The organism is Hypericibacter sp., from assembly GCF_050729195.1.
GTDB lineage: Bacteria > Pseudomonadota > Alphaproteobacteria > Dongiales > Dongiaceae > Hypericibacter.
The window spans coordinates 28,968-43,617 of sequence record NZ_JBOHKS010000210.1; the positions used below are offsets into that span (position 1 = coordinate 28,968).

17 protein-coding genes are annotated in these 14,650 nt (G+C 65.6%); 9 read left to right on the top strand and 8 right to left on the bottom strand.

The window, feature by feature from the left end:
* The first annotated feature begins 103 nt into the window (after nt 1-103).
* Together ACREE8_RS16415 and ACREE8_RS16420 are read left to right on the top strand one after the other, a co-directional pair.
* Nucleotides 104-928 (top strand): alpha/beta fold hydrolase, encoded by an 825-nt coding sequence (locus tag ACREE8_RS16415; protein ID WP_431574090.1) that lies wholly within the window; start codon nt 104-106, stop codon nt 926-928.
* Nucleotides 897-1,925, top strand: coding sequence for a threonine/serine dehydratase (locus tag ACREE8_RS16420; protein WP_431574091.1), 1,029 nt, complete (start codon nt 897-899; stop codon nt 1,923-1,925). The genes ACREE8_RS16415 and ACREE8_RS16420 overlap by 32 nt, the downstream gene beginning before the upstream one ends.
* A 94-nt stretch (nt 1,926-2,019) precedes the next feature.
* On the opposite strand, the gene ACREE8_RS16425 is transcribed toward ACREE8_RS16420, so the two are convergent.
* The 5 genes from ACREE8_RS16425 to ACREE8_RS16445 all read right to left on the bottom strand — a co-directional run bounded on the left by ACREE8_RS16425 (nt 2,020) and on the right by ACREE8_RS16445 (nt 7,515).
* Nucleotides 2,020-2,457: a bactofilin family protein gene (locus tag ACREE8_RS16425; RefSeq protein ID WP_431574092.1), complete on the bottom strand. Its 438-nt coding sequence runs from the start codon at nt 2,455-2,457 to the stop codon at nt 2,020-2,022.
* A 28-nt stretch (nt 2,458-2,485) separates the two neighbouring features.
* Entirely contained in the window at nt 2,486-3,892 is a 1,407-nt protein-coding gene (locus ACREE8_RS16430; RefSeq protein WP_431574093.1) for a peptidoglycan DD-metalloendopeptidase family protein, read from the bottom strand.
* Between the two features lie 336 nt (nt 3,893-4,228).
* Nucleotides 4,229-6,127 (bottom strand): adenylyl-sulfate kinase, encoded by a 1,899-nt coding sequence (gene cysC, locus ACREE8_RS16435; protein WP_431574094.1) that lies wholly within the window; start codon nt 6,125-6,127, stop codon nt 4,229-4,231.
* Between the two features lie 14 nt (nt 6,128-6,141).
* Entirely contained in the window at nt 6,142-6,936 is a 795-nt protein-coding gene (gene cysD, locus ACREE8_RS16440) for a sulfate adenylyltransferase subunit CysD (RefSeq protein WP_431574095.1), read from the bottom strand.
* A gap of 195 nt (nt 6,937-7,131) precedes the next feature.
* On the bottom strand, nt 7,132-7,515 hold the full coding sequence (locus ACREE8_RS16445; RefSeq protein ID WP_431574096.1) for a cupin domain-containing protein: 384 nt from the start codon (nt 7,513-7,515) through the stop codon (nt 7,132-7,134).
* A gap of 297 nt (nt 7,516-7,812) precedes the next feature.
* Here ACREE8_RS16445 and ACREE8_RS16450 point away from each other — a divergent pair, with 297 nt between their 5' ends.
* The 7 genes from ACREE8_RS16450 (at nt 7,813) to ACREE8_RS16480 (ending at nt 13,235) form a co-directional block, all read left to right on the top strand.
* The gene (locus ACREE8_RS16450; RefSeq protein WP_431574097.1) at nt 7,813-8,061 is read left to right on the top strand and encodes a BufA1 family periplasmic bufferin-type metallophore; all 249 of its coding nucleotides are present in this window, start codon (nt 7,813-7,815) and stop codon (nt 8,059-8,061) included.
* Nucleotides 8,062-8,145: 84 nt separating this feature from the next.
* Entirely contained in the window at nt 8,146-8,997 is an 852-nt protein-coding gene (bufB, locus tag ACREE8_RS16455) for an MNIO family bufferin maturase (RefSeq protein ID WP_431574098.1), read from the top strand.
* On the top strand, nt 8,984-9,772 hold the full coding sequence (locus ACREE8_RS16460) for an HvfC/BufC N-terminal domain-containing protein (RefSeq protein ID WP_431574099.1): 789 nt from the start codon (nt 8,984-8,986) through the stop codon (nt 9,770-9,772). The genes bufB and ACREE8_RS16460 overlap by 14 nt, the downstream gene beginning before the upstream one ends.
* Before the next feature lie 55 nt (nt 9,773-9,827).
* Nucleotides 9,828-10,547 (top strand): glycosyltransferase family 2 protein, encoded by a 720-nt coding sequence (locus ACREE8_RS16465; protein WP_431574100.1) that lies wholly within the window; start codon nt 9,828-9,830, stop codon nt 10,545-10,547.
* Nucleotides 10,548-10,566: 19 nt separating this feature from the next.
* The gene (locus ACREE8_RS16470) at nt 10,567-10,845 is read left to right on the top strand and encodes a lipid-A-disaccharide synthase N-terminal domain-containing protein (RefSeq protein ID WP_431574101.1); all 279 of its coding nucleotides are present in this window, start codon (nt 10,567-10,569) and stop codon (nt 10,843-10,845) included.
* Nucleotides 10,846-10,876: 31 nt separating this feature from the next.
* Nucleotides 10,877-12,562 (top strand): ArnT family glycosyltransferase, encoded by a 1,686-nt coding sequence (locus ACREE8_RS16475; RefSeq protein WP_431574102.1) that lies wholly within the window; start codon nt 10,877-10,879, stop codon nt 12,560-12,562.
* Nucleotides 12,546-13,235: a phosphatase PAP2 family protein gene (locus tag ACREE8_RS16480; protein WP_431574103.1), complete on the top strand. Its 690-nt coding sequence runs from the start codon at nt 12,546-12,548 to the stop codon at nt 13,233-13,235. The genes ACREE8_RS16475 and ACREE8_RS16480 overlap by 17 nt, the downstream gene beginning before the upstream one ends.
* Here the strand turns inward: ACREE8_RS16480 and ACREE8_RS16485 are convergent.
* The 3 genes from ACREE8_RS16485 to ACREE8_RS16495 all read right to left on the bottom strand — a co-directional run.
* On the bottom strand, nt 13,232-13,435 hold the full coding sequence (locus ACREE8_RS16485; RefSeq protein ID WP_151177027.1) for a hypothetical protein: 204 nt from the start codon (nt 13,433-13,435) through the stop codon (nt 13,232-13,234). The genes ACREE8_RS16480 and ACREE8_RS16485 overlap by 4 nt on opposite strands.
* 201 nt (nt 13,436-13,636) lie before the next feature.
* Entirely contained in the window at nt 13,637-14,422 is a 786-nt protein-coding gene (locus ACREE8_RS16490) for an enoyl-CoA hydratase-related protein (RefSeq protein WP_431574104.1), read from the bottom strand.
* A gap of 26 nt (nt 14,423-14,448) precedes the next feature.
* Nucleotides 14,449-14,650 (bottom strand): hypothetical protein (locus ACREE8_RS16495; RefSeq protein ID WP_431574105.1); only part of this gene is annotated, 202 nt, incomplete at its 5' end.

Below are 14,650 nucleotides of genomic sequence, written 5' to 3' on the forward strand. Positions count from 1 at the left end.
TCAACCCTCGCCCGCGCAAAGCGAGGGGGAGAAAAAAGGAGCGGCTTTCCTGCATTCATCTTCCCCACCCCCCGACCGTTTCGAAGCGCGTCATTACAGCGCCGTGGATGGGCTTCGGCTCTATTATCGCGCCTATGGCGATCCGTTGGCGCCGGGACCGGCCGTGCTCTGCCTTTCCGGGATCACGCGCAACTCGAAGGATTTCCATAACCTCGCCAGCCATCTGGCGGCGCAGGGGCGGCGGATCATCTGTCCCGATTACCGTGGCCGCGGCCTCTCCGCCTACGATCCCGACTGGCGGAAATACAAACCCGAGACCTATCTCGAGGATCTGCTGCAGCTCCTGACGCTCGAAGGCATGAACCGCTTCGTCGCCATCGGCACCTCGATGGGCGGGCTCCTGACCATGGGGCTCGCCGTGGCGCGGCCTGCGGCGCTCGTGGCCGCGGTGCTGAACGATATCGGGCCCGAGATCGAATCCGGCGGCGTCTCGCGGATCATCGATTATATCGGCCAGGATCATCCGCAACCCGACTGGGCCGCCGGCGTTGCCCATCTCAAGGCGACCTATCCCGAGCTGGGCCTGCCCGATGAAAAGGCCTGGCAGAACCTCGCGCGCTCCACCTTCCGGGAGGCCGATGACGGGCTCCATGTCGATTGGGACGTGGCGCTGGCGCGGCCCTTGCGCGAGGGCGGCCCCATCCCCGATCTCTGGCCCCTGTTCCGGGCCCTCGACCGCCGGCCGGTGCTGGTCATTCGCGGCGGCCGGTCGGACGTGCTGTCGGATGGCAGCCTTGCGAAAATGATCGCTGCAAAACCCGACCTGATTCATGTGACCCTGCCGGGCGTGGGCCACGCGCCCATGCTGGACGAACCCGCTGCCCTGGAGGCCATCGATGCCCTCTTCGCCCGCCTCGACCGCCGCTGAGGCCGTCGCGACCCAAGACCTGCCGACCTATCTCGATATCGAGCAGGCGGCCTTGCGGCTGGCCGGCCATGCGACCCATACGCCCCTGCTGCGCTCGCCGGCGCTCGACCGGCTGACCGGCGCGCGGGTCCTGATCAAGCCCGAGACCCTGCAGCGCACCGGCTCCTTCAAGTTCCGCGGCGCCTTCAACAAGATCCGCAAGCTGGTCGAGGAAGGTCCAAAGCCCAAGGCGATCATCGCCTTCTCTTCCGGCAATCACGCGCAAGGCGTCGCGGCGGCGGCGGCGCTGCTGGGCCTGCCGGCGACGATCGTGATGCCGGCTGATGCGCCCGCCATCAAGCTCAACAACACCCGCGCGCTGGGCGCCGAGGTCATCGCTTACGACCGCTACCGGGAAGATCGCGAGCAGGTGACCCAGAAGCTCGCCGCCGAACGCGGAGCCGCCATCGTGCGCCCCTATGACGATCCCGACATCATCGCCGGCCAGGGCACGATCGGACGCGAGATCGCGACCGACGCGCTGGCGTTGGGATTGACGCCCGATATCGCGCTGGTGCCTGCCGGCGGCGGCGGGCTGATCGCCGGGACCGCGCTCGCCCTCAAGCACATCTTGCCGAACATCAAGGTCTATGCCTGCGAGCCCCGCGACTTCGACGATACCAGGCGCTCGCTCGAAAAGGGCGAGCGGGTCGGCAATGGGCCGGATGCGCGCAGCATCTGCGATGCCTTGATGGCGGCAACGCCCGGCGAGCTCACCTTCGCCCTCAACCGGCGGCAACTGGCAGGCGGTCTCGCCGTCAGCGACGATGAGGTCATGAAGACGATCGCGATCGCCCACACGCTGCTGAAGCTGGTGGTCGAGCCCGGCGGCGCCGTGGCGCTGGCGGCCCTGCTGACGGGCAAGCTCGATGTCAAAGGTCGCACCGTCGCCGTCGTGCTGTCGGGCGGCAATGTCGACCCCGACCTCTATGCGCGGGCGCTGGCCCTGCCGGCCTGAACCGCCCTAAGACCCTGATGCCGAAAACGCAAACGCGCCGCCACGGCCCCGCAACAGGGCCGGACGACGCGTTTTTTGTAGGCCGCGGTCTCGACTAGAGGTTGGCGGCTGCCGGAACCGATTCCGAGCTGTGCCCGCGATCATGCTCGATCAGGGGCGTCACGGTGGTGTCGGCGGTCACGCTCTCAATGCGACGGCAGTGCCCTTCCAGAAACGCGCCCGGCTCGATCGCCAGGCTCGCATGAAGGATGTCGCCGGAAACGCGCGCGGTGCGATCGAGCGAAACCGTGTTGCCACGGATCTGCCCGGTGACCGCACCACAGACCCGCACCGTCTCCGCGGAAACCGAGCCGCGCACATGCGCGGTGGCGCCGATGGTGATGGTCCGGCTCTGGATGTCGCCTTCGATCTCGCCATCCACCTGGATGTCGCCGTTCGACACCAGATCGCCGATCACATGCAGATCGGCGCTGATGATGGACGGAGTCGAAGAGGTTCGTGTCGTGGTGCGCGCCGGCTCGTTTTGAACCATGGTCGAAGAACTCGACGGCTGTCTGTTGTTACCCTTTGAAAACATAGCGTCCTGCCTCAAGGAAGTTCATCGGATCGTAGGCTTTATCGTCCACGCGCACTTCGTAGTGAACATGGGGGCCAGTGCTGCGCCCGGTATTGCCGAGTGCGCCGATCTGCTGCCGGTAGGTTACTTCATCTCCCACCTTAACAGTGATGGACTTCAAATGCCCATAGCGGGTGTGAATCCCCAGACCATGGTCGATTTCCACCATTTTGCCATAATCGCCCTTCCACCCGGCAAAGACGACCTTGCCGGGCGCCGTCGCCATCACGGGGGCACCCAACTCGCTCAGAAAATCCAACCCTTCATGGACCGCCAATCTTCCATTGATGGGGTCGCGCCGGCTGCCGAAGCCGCTCGACAACAGGAAATGGTCCAGGGGTGCCGCCAGCGGCAGGGTATGCAGCACGAACTGCAGCCGGTCCCAGCGATCCACCTCGTCATCGAGGCTGGCCACCGTCAGCATCGCGCTTTCGGCCGCATTCAAATCGCTCACCTGCCGCAGATCGACGAAGGGCCCGCCGATCCCCGGCATATTCTCGCCGGCCCGTGACAAGAGTGTGTCCACGTCGAGGCCGGTCATGGCGACGGTCTTCAGCACCTCGTCCACATTCGTGCGGGTGCGCGCCGCCAGATTCTCGACCACCGACTGCTGCGAGGTCTGATAGGCGACCAGCCGCTGCTCGAGCTTCTTGATCTCGTCGGAAAGCTGCGTGCGCCGGTCGGCCAGCGCGTTGCGGTCATGGGTCAGCGCCGCGACCGCCTGCTGCAGCAACCGGACCCGCTCCTCGCGGCGCTCATGGTCGGTCGTGACCGAGGCGATCTGCTCGCCGGTGTCGTTCAGCGCCGCGCTCAACGCCGCATTCTCGGCATGCAACTGGCTCTGCTCACGGCCGGCCAGGCGCAGATCATCCTGGAGAACCGCGATCGTCTCGTTGAGCTTCTGATGCTGGGCCGCGATCGAGGTGAGGTCGCCTTCGAAGACCGCGAGCTTGGCGCGAATCGCGGCATCCGCCTCGCCGAGCGACTGGCGGGCCGCCGCCGCGCGGCGGGTGATCTCGGCCAACTGGGCCGGATCCTGCGACGCGCCCAACTCGGAATCGGCGAGACCGAGCAATTCATTCTGACTTTTCTGGAGATTGCCGACGAGCCTTGCGAACTCGTCATAGGCGCTGCCGACGCCATTCATCAGATTGTCGTAGGCCTGACGGGCAGCGGCGACCTCGACATTCTTCCGCTCGATGACGCGCTCGTTCACCATCATGCCGACCGAGCTGTAGGTCGTCCAAACGATGCCGGCCAGAATCGTCAGAGCGGCGGCCTTCTGCAGGCCCGGCGAGATCGAGATGTATGTGACTTTACCGTCGGCCCGGATGAGGACTTCGCGAGTCATGAACACACGCGCTTGCCAGCGCGTGGTCCGTTGTCGGATCCCTTGCAGCCAAGCTGACATCCCCGTCCCCCAAGCGATCAATGGGACGCGGCGAACCGCGCCGAAAACAGGACCAAGGGGTCGACACCTAAGGCGTCGGCCTGGTTCCTAGCACAATTGCATCAATCTATCGCCCCGGTCCCTGCTCCGGAGCCATGAAGGGCCTGTGATTCGGTGCCGCATTGGGCGGCAGATCGTTAATGGGTTGGACCGTAACCGGCGGGTCTGAAGGGTGCAAGCAGAAATCACCCCAACCCACGCCAATCCCCCGCGAATCTGTGGAGAAATCGTGGCGAATCAGCGGGGCTTTACGGGGCCCTTCAACGCCATATGCCGTTCGATATATGCGAGCACCTTGCTCACGCTGTCGGCCACCGAAAGTTTCTTGGTATCGACCACCAGCTCGGCCGCCTCCGGCGGCTCATAGGGGGCCGACACGCCGGTGAACTCGGCGATCTCGCCGGAGCGCGCCTTCTTGTAGAGGCCCTTCGGATCGCGGCTTTCGCAGGTCGCGACGTCGGCCTCGACATAGATCTCGTGGAAGGCGCCCTTGGCCGCCTCGCGCGCGCGCTGGCGATCCGAACGATAGGGCGAGATGAAGGCGGTGATCGCGATCATGCCGGCATCGGCGAAGAGCGACGCGACCTCGCCGATACGGCGGATGTTCTCGGCGCGATCGTCGGGCGAGAAACCGAGATTGGCGTTCAGGCCGTGGCGCACATTGTCGCCGTCGAGCACATAGACCTGATAGCCGCGCACGAACAGCTCCTGCTCGACCGCCATCGCGATCGTGGATTTGCCGGCGCCGGAAAGGCCCGTGAACCACAGCACGCCGCCCATATGGCCGTTACGCGCGGTGCGGGCATCGACGGCGACGCCGTGGGCGACGCGCTTGATGTTGCGGCCCTTGGTCGTCACCAGCTCGCGCTGGTCGGGATAGCCCTCCATGCTGACGACGCCGCCAGCGACGATGTTGTGAGCGTCGCTGAGCGCGAAGCGGCCGGAGCGCGCCATGTCGCGTCCCTCGTCCAGCGCCAGCAGGCCACGGCTCCGCAGGATGACGTCCGCCACGCCGTGACGCGGCACCTCGATCGCGGCCTTCTCGGAGAGATCCTCCGCATCGAATACGCGCTCGATCTTCTGCACCGTGACCGGCGTCGCGCGGGTCATCAGCTTCAGGTCGTAGGTATCGCCAACCTTGAGCGGCTCATGGCCCAGCCAGAACAAGCGGCCGCGGAAGACGTTGGTCTCGATCGGCGCGTCGCCCTCGTGGCTCGCCAGCTCGCCGCGCTCGAGGAAAAGCTGGTCGTCCAGCATGATGCCGACCGACTGGCCGGCCTGCCCCTCGACCGGCTTCGAGGGCGTGCTCCAGCTCTCGATCGAGGAGACGCGGGCGGTCTTGTTGGTGGGCGAGAACATCAGCCGGTCGCCGACCGACAGCACGCCGCTCTCGATGCGGCCGACGATGATGCGCCGGTCGTCGAACTTGTAGACGTCCTGGATCGGCAGGCGCAGCGGCTGGTCGGTCGGGCGCGCGGTTGGATGGAAGCTGTCGAGCGCCTCCACCACCGTCGGTCCCTGATACCAGCTCATGCGCGCCGAGTGCTCGGCCATGTTGTCGCCGTCGCGCGCCGAGATCGGGATGAAATAATCGGGGGTGACGCCGAGGCCGCTCAGATAATGGGTGTATTGCTGGCGGATCTCGGCGAAGCGCTGGGCCGAGTAATCCACCAGATCCATCTTGTTCACGACCACCGCCACCTGGCGGATGCCGAGCAGATTCAGCAGGAACCCGTGCAGGCGCGACTGCTGCTGGATGCCGTGGCCGGCATCGATCAGCAGCATCGCCGCCTCGGCGCTGGAGGCGCCGGTGATCATGTTCTTGATGAACTCGCGATGGCCGGGCGCGTCGATGATCACATAGTCGCGCTTCTGGGTCTTGAACCAGATCTGCGAGGTGTCGATGGTGATGCCCTGGTCCCGCTCCGATTGGAACGAGTCCATGAGGAAAGCCCATTCGAAGGGCATCCCGCGGCGCTCGCACATCGCCTTGATGGCTTCGAACTTGCCCTCGGGCAGCGAGCCCGTGTCGTGGAACAGCCGCCCGACGAGGGTCGACTTGCCGTGATCGACATGGCCGACGATGACAATGCGCAGCTGCTCACGCGCCGCGCTCGATTTTGCTTTGTTCGACATCCCGGTTTCCAGGCTCACATATAGCCGTCGGCGCGCAGGCGCTCGAACGCGTCCTCGGTCTCGCGGTCCATGGCGCGGCCGGCACGCTCGGGCGTGCGGGTCGCTTCCAGCTCGGCGATGATCTCCGGGATCGTGGTGGCGGTGCTGTTGAAGGGAGAGGTGATGTCGGCATCGCCGAGCGAGCGGTAGCGCTTGCCATCCCTGGCGAAATAGAGCGGCACGCAGGGGATCTTCTCGCGCTCGGTGTAGCGCCAGATGTCGATCTCGGTCCAGTGCAACAGCGGATGCACCCGCAGATGCGTGCCCGGCGGCAGGTCCGTGTTGAAATGATCCCAGAATTCCGGCGGCTGATCGCGGAAGTCCCACTGGCCGGCATCGCCGCGCGGGCTGAAATAGCGTTCCTTCGCGCGGACCGCCTCTTCATCGCGCCGGATACCGGCGATGATGCCGGTAAAGCCATGCTTCGCGATCGCGGCGCGCAGGCCCAGCGTCTTGCGCGCGGCCGAGCGGGCCGCCGGCGGCAAGGACGCGTCCGTCTCTTCGATCGGCGGGCAGACCTCGCGGATGAAGTTCAGATTCCATTCCTTCGCGTAGCGATCGCGGAAGGCATACATCTCCGGGAACTTCTTGCCGGTATCGATATGCATGGTCGGAAACGGCACATGGCCGAAGAAGGCCTTGCGCGCGAGCCAGATCATGACGTTGCTGTCCTTGCCGAGCGACCACAGCATCGCGAGCTTTTCGATGCGGTTGAAGGCCTCGCGCAGGACATAAACGCTCTGCGATTCGAGCTTATCGAGATAATCCATTGACCAGCCGATGATGGTGGGAACGGGTCCGGTGCGAAGGCTCTGGAGGAGCCTTCCAGGTGCAGCGCCTAGGGCCGCCAGGGGCGACCCCAGAAAAACTATACCCTACCTGGGTGCGGGCGATTTAGCCCCTCGAAGGGGGAAAAGCAACGGGTTATCCGTCGCGGTCACGAAAAACCCACAAGTTCAGGGGATTTAAGACGTCTGGGTCGCCATTCCTCCGGCCCTGCCCCGCTCCACCCCCCATTCGAAAACGATGATGACGCAGCCGCTCTCGGTCCAGGAATTGTGATGGGTGCCTGGCTCATAGCTCACGAAATCGCCCGCGCGCAAACGCCGTCCGTCGCTGTCGATCAGCTCGCCTTCGAGCACCATGAACTCCTCGAAGCCCGGATGATCATGCGCGATCGTGACCGCGCCCGGGTCCATTCGCATCAGATAGCAGCCTTCCTTGGTCTCGTTCCGGTAGCTCAGGGGCAGATAGCTGATGTCCCGCTGCAACGGCCCCTCCATGTCATATTCGCGATAGGGAATGTTGCGGGTGGCAATCACCCGTCGGCCCGCGACTGACTCCGGCATCGATAGGTCTCCTGATCTGACCGCTCTGGAGCCGGCTTCCGGCCGGCTCGCGGGCGATGGTGACCCCGTCCGTCTGCCCGAGACAAGCCCGATCACAAAGTCGAGGGTCACGACCGTTTGATCGCGCCCGGAGCGGTTTCAGCGCCACACTGAGCCGCCGTCCCAGGAGTGGAGGCTCAAAGGCTTGATAACGTGGCCATAACATCGTCGTGAAAGCGCGTTTCCATGCCTAAAATGTATCCTGGTCCGGTGTCATCTCTGGACCGCCATTGAGCCCCAACCCAGGAGACCTCGTTTATGAAGACCCCACTGCTTCTTGCTTCCGCGATCGCCGCCGCCATCTCGATGGCGCAAGCGACGACGGCGTCCGCCGCGGATAACGAGAAGTGCTACGGCATCTCGGCCACCGGCAAGAATGACTGCCAGACCGCCTCCAATTCTTGCGCCGGCACCACGACGAAGGACAAGCAGCCGGATGCCTGGATCTATATGCCCAAGGGCACCTGCGAAAAGATCTCGGGCGCCAGTCTCGAACCGAAGACCTGACCGAGGATCCGGGGATTGGACTCCGCTTTTCCCATGACGGCGCCTCCCTCGCCTCCAGACGGGAACGCAGGCCCGCTGCCGGCCATGGCCGGAATCGGCCTGCGTCATCCGCATCATCGGGCACTGCTCGAGAGCGAGCGATGCACGGGATGGCTGGAGGCCCATGCGGAGAACCACATGTCGGGCGGCTGGTCGGCCCATGTCCTGGACCGGCTTCGCCAGACCTATCCTCTCAGCCTCCACGGCGTCGGCTTGTCCCTGGGCGGCGCGGGCGGGCTCGACGAAGATCATCTCGGCCGCCTGAAACAGCTGGTGCAACGGATCGAGCCGGCGCTGGTCTCCGAGCATGTCGCCTGGACCGGCCAGGCCGGTCTCTATCTCAACGACCTGTTGCCGCTGCCCTGGACCGAAGAGGCGCTCGCCACGCTCGTCGCGCATATCGACCAGGCGCAGACGGCCTTGGGCCGTCCCATCCTGATCGAGAATCCGTCGAGCTATCTCGCCTTCCGTCATGCCGAGATGAGCGAACCCGAGTTCCTGGTCGAGACCTGTCGCCGCGCCGGCTGCCGGCTCTTGCTCGACGTCAACAATGTCTATGTGAGCGCGCGCAATCTGGGCTTCGACGCCGGCGCCTATCTCGAGGCCATTCCGGGCGACCTCGTGGGCGAGATCCACCTTGCCGGCCACAGCCGGCAGGAGGTGGAAGGGATCGAGCTGCGGATCGACGATCACGGATCGCCGGTCATGCCGGAGGTCTGGGCACTCTATCGGTCGACCCTCGCCAGGATCGGGCCGCGCCCGACGCTGATCGAATGGGATTCCGAGATCCCCGCGCTGAATATTCTGCTCGAAGAATCGGCCAAAGCCGACAGACTTCTGAGCGAGCGCCGTCAAGCGGACATCGCCGCCGCCAAGGCCCGTCATGCGGCTGCATGATCTCCAGCAAGCCATGGCCGAGCGCGTGCTCGACCGTTCGCCCGATCGGCGGGACGGCGAATTGCTCGACCATATCGACGGGCTCGGCCTGGCGCCGTCGCAACGCCTGCAGATCTACCGCAACAATTGCCTGATCAGCCTGACCGAGGCGTTGAAGGCCACCTTCCCCGTGATGCACCGCCTGGTCGGCGATAGTTTTTTCCGTACGGCCGCCACGGCCTTCATCAAAGACCATCCGCCCCGCGAACCTCGTCTCGCCGCCTATGGCGCGGCTTTTGCGGATTTCATCGCGCATTATCCGCCGGCCGCATCCCTGATCTATCTCGCCGACATGGCCCGGTTGGAATGGGCGCTCAATCGGGCCTGGCACGCGCCGGACGCGCCCGTCCTGACGCCGGCAGATTTGGCGCAAGCGGCCGAGACCCTGCCGGTGCTTCGACTCCACCCCGCCTGCCGCTTGCTGGAGTCGCCCTGGCCGATCGAGACGATCTGGCGCGTCCATCAATCCGATGATGACGCGAATGTCAGAATCGATCTCGACGAGGGCGGCAGCCGCCTGCTGGTCTATCGCCAGGAATTCGATGTGGCGATGGCCGCGATCTCGCGGGGCGAGTTCCTCATGCTGGCGCGCTTGGCCACCGGCGCCACGCTCGAATCGGCACTGACCGAGGCCCTGGAGGCCGACCCCGCCCTCGATGTCGCCGCAGCCCTGGCCGGCGCCTTGACGCGAGGCTGCCTGATCCAGGTCACAGCGGAAACGAGCCGGCAGACCTGACGCTGCGCGAAATCGCGGGCTAGAGTGGGATCGAGAAGAGAATCGCTCATCCCGCATGCAATACAGCTTGGTCATCCCGGCCCATAACGAAGCCGACAATCTGCCGCCTCTGCTGGGCGAGATCCTTGTCCTGCCGGAATCGCATCGCCCCATCGAGATCATCCTGGCGGATGATGGGAGCCGGGATCGCACATCCCTGCTCATGACGGAGATGATGGCCGCCGATCCGCGGTTGCGGCTGGTGCGATTGCCGGTGCGCAGCGGGCAGAGCGCCGCCATGCTGGCCGGCGTCAAGGCCGCGCGATCGGCGTGGGTGGCGACGATCGACGCCGATGGCGAGAACGACCCGGCCGACCTGCCGCGCCTGATCGATCTGGCCCTCGCCTCGGGTGCGGACCTGATCGGAGGCCTGCGCCAACGCCGCAAAACGCCCTGGTCGAAGCAGGTGGCGTCCCGCCTTGCCAACGGCCTTCGCCGGCGCGTGCTGAACGACGGATGCAGCGACAGCGCCTGCGGCCTCAAGCTGTTCCGGCGCACGTTGCTGCTGCAGCTGCCGAGCTTCAATGGCATGCATCGGTTTTTGCCGGCGCTGGTTCAGATCGCCGGCGGTCGAACGCGCTTCATCGAGGTGAACGACCGACCGCGGCGACATGGCCGCTCCAACTATGGCAATCTCGGTCGTGCCGCGCGGGGTCTGGTCGATCTCTGGGGCGTCTTCTGGCTCCAGCGGCGCAGCCTGACAAAGGCTGTCGGGGCTGCCAAAGAAGGATCCTGACGATGGCAGGCAGAAACTCATGACCGGCTGGCTGGTGGTCGGCTTCATCGGCCAGACGATGTTCTCGCTGCGCTTCGTGTTCCAATGGATCATGAGCGAGCGGGCGGGCCGCAGCATCGTGCCGGAGATCTTCTGGTATTTCAGCGTCGCAGGCGGTGCCGTCCTGCTCGCTTATGCGATCTGGCGGCAGGACCCCGTCTTCATCGTCGGCCAGGGCGCCGGCCTCGCGATCTATGCGCGCAATCTCTTCTTCATCTGGCGCGACAAGCTGCGCGCACGCCATGCCGCCCGCCCCTGACACTTCCCGATCGGATGTCCGGCCGGGCGCCATGGCGTCGCTGAGCGCGATCCTCGAGCATCCGCGGAAGGGATCGCTGCTGCTGGCCGTCGTGGCCCTGCTGTGGCTGTTGCCCGGCTTCTTCAGCCTGCCGCCGATCGATCGCGACGAATCCCGCTTCGCCCAGGCCACGCGCCAGATGATGCAGAGCGGCGACTTGATCGACATCCACTTCCAGGACACGCCACGCTACAAGAAGCCGGTCGGCATCTATTGGCTGCAGGCGGCGGCCAACTGGATCACCGGGGGGTCGCCCGACGGTCCCAGCATCTGGCGCTTCCGCCTCCCCTCGCTCGCGGCGGCATTGGCCGCGGTGCTGCTGACCGCCTGGATGGGACGCCTGCTGTTCTCGCCCCCGGTCGGATTCCTGGCCGGCCTCATCCTGGCCGCCGCACCGCTGTTCGGGATCGAGATCCGTCAGGCCACGACCGACGCGGTCCTGTTGGCGCTCATTCTCGCGGCCATGGTGGCTTTGCTGCGCGTCTATCTGGCCGAGATGCGCCCCGCCGGCTCCGCGCCACCGGGCGTTGGCAATGCCTTGATGTTCTGGCTCGCCATCGGTGCCGGGTTCCTCATCAAGGGGCCCGTCATTCTGTTTTTCGTCGGCCTCACGGCCCTGGCGCTCGCCTTGCTCGAGATGCGCGCGCGCTGGCTGTTGCGGCTCTATCCGCTGCCGGGCGCGCTCCTGGCCTTGGCGCTGGCCGCGCCCTGGTTCTTCGCCATCATGGCCAAGAGTGGTGGCGCCTTCGTCCAGCAATCCATCAAGCATGATTTCTTCGACAAGATCCTGGGCGCGCAGGAGGGTCATGCCGGATTGCCCGGTTACTATGCCGCCACGCTCTTCCTCGGGCTCTGGCCTTTCGCGCTGCCGGTGGGATTGGCGATGTTCCGATTGGCGCGCCGCCGCGGCGAGCCCGAGATCCGCTTCTGCATCGCCTGGCTGATCCCGGCCTGGCTGATTCTGGAGATGATCCCGACCAAGCTGCCGCATTACGCGCTGCCGCTCTATGCCGGGCTGGCGCTGCTGACCGCCTACTCGATCAGTCAGAACCTGTCGTCGCTCGCTTCCACCACGGCCGTCTGGCAGCGGTTCCTCGGCTGCCTCAATCTCGGGGCAACGATCGTCATCGGCGTCGCTATCGCCGGCGCCGGCCTCTGGCTGCCGCGGTTTCTGCATCAGCCGATCGATCCCATGGCCTGGCCCTACGCCTTCGTCATTGCCGCCGCGATGCTGATCGGCAGCATCATGACGGCGCGAGGACGCGCCTTGCCGGGGGTGGTCTGTCTCCTGGTGGCGAGCCAGCTCGCCTGTCTTTCGATCTATGGCCGGCTGCTGCCCAATCTCGATGTGCTCTGGCCCAGCCGCATGGTGGCCGAGGCGATCCGGGCCTATGCCGATTGTCCCTCGCCCCGTCTTGCCAGCGTCGGTTTCGGCGAGCCCAGCCTTGTCTTTCTGCTGGGCACCGAGACCCAGCTGACCGACCCTGGCCAGGCCGCCGCCTCGCTGGCCGATCATACCCGTTGTCGCTTTGCCCTGATCACCGAGGATGCCCGGGCCGCCTTCGATGCGGCCGCGACGAAGGGCGCCATCTCGACCGAGATCCTGGCCCAGCTCGACACCTTCAATTACAGCAAGGGCGATTGGCAGCGCCTGACCCTCTATGCCCCCGGTCCCTGACCGTTCGAGCGCAAAACGCCGGCCTGCGGCCGTCATCCTGACGGTCGCGCTGGCGACATTGTCGATCCCGCCCTTGATGCTGTTCGTGGACCGGCCCGTCGCTTTGGCGATGGAGACGCTGCCTGGTTGGTTCAGAAGTCCTGCGGGCGATATCACTTGGCTCGGCAAGTCTCTCGGCTGGCTGCTCCTGAGCGGGGTCTTGGCGCTCTTCTGGGCGTGGCGTGCCCGCCGGGCCGAACACGGCAGTCCGCTTGGATCGCGGGAAAGAAAGCGCGCGTTCGCGGCGGCCTTCCTGTTCGCAACCGTCGCGCTGGCCGGAATCCTCACCAACCTGATCAAGCTTCTGGTCGGGCGCTCGCGGCCCAACTCTTTTCTCCATGAAGGAATCTACGAATTCAGACCCTGGCATCTCGCCGCCGATCTACGAGGATTCCCGTCGGGCCATGCGACGACGGTCTTCGCCCTGGCTTTCGCGTTCGCGATGATCCAGCCGCGTTGGCGGCTTCCCGCTTTCGCGGTTGCCATCGTCATCGCGGCGACGCGCGTCATCATCAACGCGCATTTCCTCAGCGATGTCGTCGGCGGAATGGTGGTGGCGCTGCTGACGGCGGTCTGGCTCAGATCTATTTTCGAGCGCCGCGGGTGGCGCTTCGCCGGCGAGGCCGATGGCTAGAAGCCGAGGACCGCGCCGTAGAACAGCAGCCCGATCAAGGACAGCAGCGAGACGCCGGTCGTGGTGACGAAGATCAGCAACAGGCGGCGCAGATTCTGGCCGGGACTCACCGGATCGCGCACCGGCGCATAGCCGCGCGCCGCTTCCGCGCGGCGGTTGAGCTCAGTCGATTCGAGGCCGAAGATCCGAACGGTAGCCATGATGGTTTCCTCGGGGGCCGGTCTTCCGCACGCATCCTGGCGCGGAGAGACCGCCGGTGAGAACTATCGCTTGGCTATCGTTTCTATAAGCTAAAGACAGCGAAAAATTGCTGTATTTACGGCATTTTCACGATGTTTGGCCGGTCCGGCCCGAGACTTGGCGCATGCGTGACGATGCTGCGCCTGCTCAGTGCCGGACGCTCAGCGTCCCTTCCAGACCGGCGGGCGGCGTTCCTGGAACGCCTTGGGCCCTTCCCAGTAATCCTCCGAATCGCGCATGCGCTGATATTCGGGGAGCGTGCCGCTGGCCAGGAACTTGTAACCCTCCTCCACCGACATCGCTTCGGTCGCCTGCATGACGGCCTTGGCCGCCATCACCGCCAGCGGTGCGGACTTGACCAGATCGGCGGCGAGCGCGCGCGCGGCGGTCATCAGCTCCGGCAGCGGCACCAGCCGGTTGAGCAGGCCGTGGCGATCGGCCTCGGCGGCGCTCATCGTCCGTCCGGTCAGGATCAGCTCGTTCGCGAGCGATCGCGGCAGGCGCTTGGGCAGCCGCAGCACGCCGCCGCCATCGGGGATCAGGCCGATCTTGATCTCGGGCACCATGAACTCTGCGCTCTCCGCCGCCACGATCAGATCGCAGGCCAGCGCCAGCTCGAAGCCGCCGCCGGCGGCAATGCCGTTGACGGCTGCGATCACCGGCTTGCGTAGATTGAATATCTCGGTCAGCCCCGCGAAGCCGCCCCGGCCGAAATCCTGATCCGGCGCCGCCGCCTTCAGATCCCAGCCGCCCGAGAAGAAGCGCCCGGCCGCGGTCACGATGGCAACGCGCAAGGTCGGATCGTCGCGATATTCCGAGAAGATCTCGCCCAGCCGCTGGCTCAAGCCGGGATCGATCGCATTCGCCTTCGGCCGGTCCAGCGTGACCTCGATAACCTGGTCATGGCGCTCGGTACGCACGCCTTCGGCATAGCTCGTGACGGTCATCGGAGGCGGTCTCCTCGGGTTCGGGATTAATCGGAGCGCGACGGCGGCGGGCCCATCAAGGCCGGCAGGAACAGGAAGATGGTCGAGAGCATGATCAGGAGGGACAGCAGCAGCAGCAATCCCATGCCGGCCGTGCCAGGATGGGTGGAGAGCGCGAGGCCGCCGAAGGAGGCGGCGGTGGAAAGCGCGCTGAAGAGCACGGCCCGCGCCGTGCTCGAGGTCAGCGGA

Coding starts and splice junctions, on each gene's coding strand:
- ACREE8_RS16420 (WP_431574091.1), top strand. CDS start 897: ATGCCCTCTTCGCCCGCCTCGACCGCCGCTGAGGCCGTCGCGACCCAA.
- ACREE8_RS16425 (WP_431574092.1), bottom strand. CDS start 2,457: ATGGTTCAAAACGAGCCGGCGCGCACCACGACACGAACCTCTTCGACT.
- ACREE8_RS16430 (WP_431574093.1), bottom strand. CDS start 3,892: ATGACTCGCGAAGTCCTCATCCGGGCCGACGGTAAAGTCACATACATC.
- cysC (WP_431574094.1), bottom strand. CDS start 6,127: ATGTCGAACAAAGCAAAATCGAGCGCGGCGCGTGAGCAGCTGCGCATT.
- cysD (WP_431574095.1), bottom strand. CDS start 6,936: ATGGATTATCTCGATAAGCTCGAATCGCAGAGCGTTTATGTCCTGCGC.
- ACREE8_RS16445 (WP_431574096.1), bottom strand. CDS start 7,515: ATGCCGGAGTCAGTCGCGGGCCGACGGGTGATTGCCACCCGCAACATT.
- ACREE8_RS16450 (WP_431574097.1), top strand. CDS start 7,813: ATGAAGACCCCACTGCTTCTTGCTTCCGCGATCGCCGCCGCCATCTCG.
- bufB (WP_431574098.1), top strand. CDS start 8,146: ATGGCCGGAATCGGCCTGCGTCATCCGCATCATCGGGCACTGCTCGAG.
- ACREE8_RS16460 (WP_431574099.1), top strand. CDS start 8,984: ATGCGGCTGCATGATCTCCAGCAAGCCATGGCCGAGCGCGTGCTCGAC.
- ACREE8_RS16465 (WP_431574100.1), top strand. CDS start 9,828: ATGCAATACAGCTTGGTCATCCCGGCCCATAACGAAGCCGACAATCTG.
- ACREE8_RS16470 (WP_431574101.1), top strand. CDS start 10,567: ATGACCGGCTGGCTGGTGGTCGGCTTCATCGGCCAGACGATGTTCTCG.
- ACREE8_RS16475 (WP_431574102.1), top strand. CDS start 10,877: ATGGCGTCGCTGAGCGCGATCCTCGAGCATCCGCGGAAGGGATCGCTG.
- ACREE8_RS16480 (WP_431574103.1), top strand. CDS start 12,546: ATGCCCCCGGTCCCTGACCGTTCGAGCGCAAAACGCCGGCCTGCGGCC.
- ACREE8_RS16485 (WP_151177027.1), bottom strand. CDS start 13,435: ATGGCTACCGTTCGGATCTTCGGCCTCGAATCGACTGAGCTCAACCGC.
- ACREE8_RS16490 (WP_431574104.1), bottom strand. CDS start 14,422: ATGACCGTCACGAGCTATGCCGAAGGCGTGCGTACCGAGCGCCATGAC.